This is a genomic window from Sphingosinicella sp. (assembly GCF_052387495.1).
Lineage (GTDB): Bacteria > Pseudomonadota > Alphaproteobacteria > Sphingomonadales > Sphingomonadaceae > Allosphingosinicella.
Genome location: NZ_JBQTJC010000245.1, coordinates 1 through 4,594 on the forward strand (window position 1 = coordinate 1; position 4,594 = coordinate 4,594).

General features: G+C 69.8%; 4 protein-coding genes and 1 tRNA gene. All 5 read right to left on the minus strand.

The window, feature by feature from the left end:
• Positions 1–76 (minus strand) — tRNA-Lys (locus tag ACT4N8_RS13485).
• A gap of 74 nt (positions 77–150) precedes the next feature.
• Positions 151–1,269, minus strand: coding sequence for a rod shape-determining protein RodA (gene rodA / locus ACT4N8_RS13490; protein ID WP_444858639.1), 1,119 nt, complete (start codon positions 1,267–1,269; stop codon positions 151–153).
• Complete coding sequence (gene mrdA, locus ACT4N8_RS13495) at positions 1,269–3,200, minus strand: penicillin-binding protein 2 (protein WP_444858640.1); 1,932 nt, start codon at positions 3,198–3,200, stop codon at positions 1,269–1,271. Before mrdA ends, rodA begins: the two co-directional genes overlap by 1 nt.
• Positions 3,197–3,712 carry a rod shape-determining protein MreD gene (mreD, locus tag ACT4N8_RS13500; protein ID WP_444858641.1) on the minus strand — a complete coding sequence of 172 codons (516 nt, stop codon included), beginning with the start codon at positions 3,710–3,712 and terminating at the stop codon, positions 3,197–3,199. The genes mrdA and mreD overlap by 4 nt, the downstream gene beginning before the upstream one ends.
• Positions 3,709–4,594 (minus strand): rod shape-determining protein MreC (gene mreC / locus ACT4N8_RS13505; RefSeq protein WP_444858642.1); only part of this gene is annotated, 886 nt, incomplete at its 5' end. The genes mreD and mreC, both read right to left, overlap by 4 nt.

Genomic DNA, 4,594 nt, shown 5'->3' on the forward strand with positions numbered 1-4,594 from the left:
TGGTGGACGCACCAGGGCTCGAACCTGGGACCCGCTGATTAAGAGTCAGCTGCTCTACCAACTGAGCTATGCGTCCGTCGCCTGCGGCTCGGTGGAGGCACGGGCGGAAGCGGGCATTTAGGGGCGCCGGGGCGCGATTGCAACCGCCCGCTAGGCGCGCCGGACGTCGCGGCGGTTCTGGCGGTCGATCGCCATCAACAGGCCGATGCAGATCATCACGGTGAGCATCGCCGAGCCGCCATAGGAGACGAGCGGCAGCGGAATCCCGACGACGGGGGCGAGGCCCATCACCATCATCAGGTTGATCGCGATGTAGAAGAAGATGGTGAGGGTGAGGCCGGCTCCGGCGAGCCGCTCGAACCGGCCCTTGGCGTCGAGCGACACTTTCATCCCCCAGCGCAGCAGCAGGAAGAAGAGCGCGATCAGCACGAGCCCTCCGACCAGCCCCCATTCCTCGGCGATCGCGGCGAAGATGAAATCGGTGTGCGGCGCGGGGAGGAAGCGCCCGCTCGCCTGGGTGCCGTTGAGATAGCCGCGGCCGAACAGGCCGCCCGAGCCGATCGCGATCATCGATTGGGTGATATGGTAGCCGGCGCCCAGCGGGTCCTGCTCGGGATTTAGGAAGATCAGCACGCGCTCCTGCTGGTGGGGAAGGAGCAAGGAGAAGCCGACCGGGATCGCGATCGCGGTCGCGACCAGCCCGCCGATGAACAGGCGCAGCGGCAGGCCGGCGACGAACATCAGGGCGATGGTGGTGAGGACGATCAGCGAGGCGGTGCCGAGATCGGGCTGGAGCAGAATCAGCAGGATGGCCGGGCTGATCAGGACGCCCGCCGGCCAGATCGCCGCCCAGCGGCTCAATTCGCGCGGCGGCATATGGGCGTAGAAGCGGGCGAGGACGAGGACGAGGACCGGCTTCATCAGCTCCGAAGGCTGGATTCGGATGATTCCGAGCTCGAGCCAGGAGCGCGCGCCGCCGCCGATCGCGCCGAGCAGCAGGGTGAGGACGAGCAGGACCATGCCCCCGGCGTAACCGAGCCAGGCGAGTTCGCTGAACGTCGCCGGCCGGAAGCGGGAGAGGCCGATCGCGAGGGCGAGAAAGACGCCGAAGCGGACCGCGTGCGGCAGCGCATAGGGCATCAGTGCGCCGCCGCCGCCGGGCGCGACCGAGTAGAGTGCCAGGAAGCCTGCCGCGGCGAGCGCGATGACGATCCAGAGCACGCGCCACGGCAGATCGGCGATCGGCTTGGGTATCGGGGCGAGCGCCATCAGGTTCCGGCGGGATTGGGCAGGGTCTCGCCGTCCGCGCGCGCGGCCCAGGCTTCGGCGCGCCGCGCCGTCCGCTCGGCCATCGTTCCACCCCATTGCTGCTCGAGCGGGAGCAAAGCCTCCATCGCCCGGTCCTTGTCGAAGAGATAGGTCAGCACGTCCTTGGCGACCGGTGCGGCGGCGCGCGAGCCGCCGAGGCCGTGCTCGATTACCACCGCGCCCGCGTAACGCGGCGCGCCGACGGGGGCGAAGAAGACGAACAGGCCGTGATCGCGATAGCGCCAAGCGGCGCCGGCGCGGCCCCTGTCCGAGCCGATATTGCGGACCTGGGCGGTGCCGGTCTTGCCGGCCATGCGGATGTCGGGGAAGGGGAGGCGGCTGCGCCCTGCGGTGCCTGCTCCGTTCACCACTTCGTCCATGCCGGCCCGGACGGCCGCGAAGCTCGCCGGATTGAACGGCAGCGGCGCGGGCGCCGGGTGGTTGCCGGCGAGCATGCGCGGCTGCACGTCGCGGCCGGAAGCGATGCGCGCGGCCATCACCGCGAGCTGGAGGGGATTGAGGATGACATAGCCCTGACCGATCGCGGCGTTGAGCGTGTCGGCCTGGCTCCATTCCTGATTGTAGCGACGCAGCTTCCACGCCGAATCGGGAATCGTGCCGTAGCTTTGCGAGACGACGGGGAGATCGAAACGCTGGCCGAGGCCCAGGCGGCGTGACATCGCCGCGAAGCGCTCGATCCCGATCCGCCGGCCCATCGTGTAGAAATAGGTGTTGCAGCTCCTGGCGATCGCGCGGTGAAGGTTCATCGGCCCGTGCACGCCGAGGCAGCCGAAGCGGCGGCCGCCGAAATTGTAACCGCCGCCGCAGCTCACCGTCTCCTCGGGATCGACTCCGGCCTCCATCACCGCCATCGCCACCGCCGGCTTGAAGGTCGAGCCCGGCGGGTAGAGCGAATTCAGTGTCTTGTTGATGAGGGGGTGGCGCTCGTCCTGGCGCATCATCTCCCATTCGCTGTGGCTGATCCCGTCGGAAAAGCTGTTAGGATCGTAGGCCGGCATCGAGGCCATGCAGAGAATGTCGCCCGAGTTGCAGTCGAGCACGACACAGGCGCCCGATTCCTCGCCGAGGCGCCGCGCCGCATAGCTTTGGAGGCCGGCGTCGATCGTCGTGCGGAGCGGCGGCCCGGCGACGTCGGGAACAGTGCGCAGCTCGCGGACCAGCCGCCCGCGCGCGGTCACCTCGACCCGCGCCGCGCCGGCACGGCCGCGGAGCTGCTGCTCCATGACCTCCTCGAGGCCTTCCTTACCGACCTTGAAGCCGGGGGCGAGGAGCAGCGGATTGCGCTCTTCCGCCTCATATTCCTCACGGCTGGGGGTACCGACATAGCCGAGCAGATGGCCGACCGCGGGCCCTTCCGGATAGAAACGGGCGAAGGCGCGCAAGGGGGAGACTCCCGGCAACTCCGGCAGCCGCACCGTGATCTCGGCATATTTCTCGAAGGAAAGGTGCTCGGCCACCGGCACCGGCTGGAAGCCCTGCGCCACGCCGAGCTCCTGGCGAATTCGCGCCACCGTCTCAGCGGAGAGGCCGAGGATTCGGGTCAGGACGGCGATCGCCCGCTCCGGATCCTCGAGCTGGTCGGGGATCAGGTCGACTCGAAAGTCGCTGCGGTTTGCCGCCATGGGCTGGCCGTGGCGGTCGACGATCCAGCCCCGGCGCGGCGGAATCAGCCGCATCTGCACCCGGTTCGATTCGGCGAGGTCGGTGTAGCGCTGGTTCTGGGCGATCGCGATATAGCCCATCCGCCCGGCGAGCAAAGCGGCGAGGCCGGCCTGGCCGGCGCCGATCAGGACGGCGCGGCGGCTGAACATGTTTGCCGCGGCGCTCTCGGTGATCGGTGGCCGCGGCTGGCGGCGCCTGCCTTTGATCATCGCACCAGCCGCCAGCGGTCGAGCGCGAGCACGATCCGGGTCACCACCGGATAAGCCAAAATCCCCACCGCGATCTGCGGCACGACCACCATGAAACGCACGTCGCTACCCATCAGCAGGACAATGTACCACGCCCCGAGGCTGTGAATGAAGATCGCGCCCGCCGCGATCGCCCAATCCATCATATAGTCGCGAAAGCCGAGTCTGCTATCGATCAGGTCGAAGACGAGGAAGGTGCTCGTCCAGAGCAGCATCGACTGGCCCATCGGGTTGCCGGCGACGAGGTCGCTGAGGAGGCCGAGGCCGAGCGCCGTCCCCGCGCCCCAGATTTCGGGCCGGAGCAGCCGCCAGGCGATCAAGACGAGAAAGCCGAGATCGGGGACGAAGGGGGCCGAGAAGACGAAGGGCATGATCGCGAGCAGGATCGCGAAAATGGTCGAGAGCACGGGCACAAACCGGTGCCGGAAGTCGCGGATCGCGACCTCGGCGTCGGAGCCGGCAATGCGGTTCATCGCGGCCCTCCCTCGGCCGGAATCGGCCGGGTCTCGCCGCCGGGCTGCGATTGCAGAGCGGGCTGGTAGCGCGGGTCATTCTGGCGCGGCCGCGGGGTCGAATCGCCGGGCGCGGCGCCGGGCGGCGGGCCGGCGACCGGCGGCCCGACGACGGGCGGCGCGGCGCTGTCGAGCGGCCCGGCCGCCGCGGGCTGGGCGACGCGCAGGACGATGGCGAAATCGTCGCGCGCCGGATCGGCGAGCGGGCGGGCGATCGCGGTGTCGCCCTCGATTCGCACCACCGTCGCGACCGGAATGTTGGCGGGAAAGACGCCGCCGATGCCGGAGGTCACCAGGATGTCGCCGGGGCGGAAGGGATTCTCGCCGACCTCGAGCGTGCGCAATTCGATCGTGCCGTCGCCGCGGCCGACCGCGATCGCCGGGGTGCCGTCGCGAACCAGCCGGACCGGTACGTTGCTGCCGCCGTCGGTGACGAGCAGCACCCGGGAGGCCCAGCGTCCGGTCTCGATCACCCGGCCGATAAGGCCGTCCGGCGCGCGGACCGGCTGGCCGACCTGAATGCCCGAGCCCGAGCCGGCCGAGAGCGTCGCCAGCCGACGCGGCGCTTCGAAGGAGGAGCCGATGACGCGGGTGACGGCGACCTCGTCGTCGCTGCGCGCGGCGAGGCCGAGCAAGGCGACGAGCCGCCGATTCTCGCCCTGCGCCGCCTGCGACTTGACCAGCTCGCGCCGGGTCGCCTCCAGCTCCTCGCGAAGCTCGGCATTTTGCGAGCCGGCGCGAAAATAATCGCCGATCGCGCCGCCGATGCCGGAGAAGAAGCCGACCACGCTGCGCCCGCCCGAGCTGACGGGGGCGGTGACGTCGAGCGCGGCGCCGCGGATT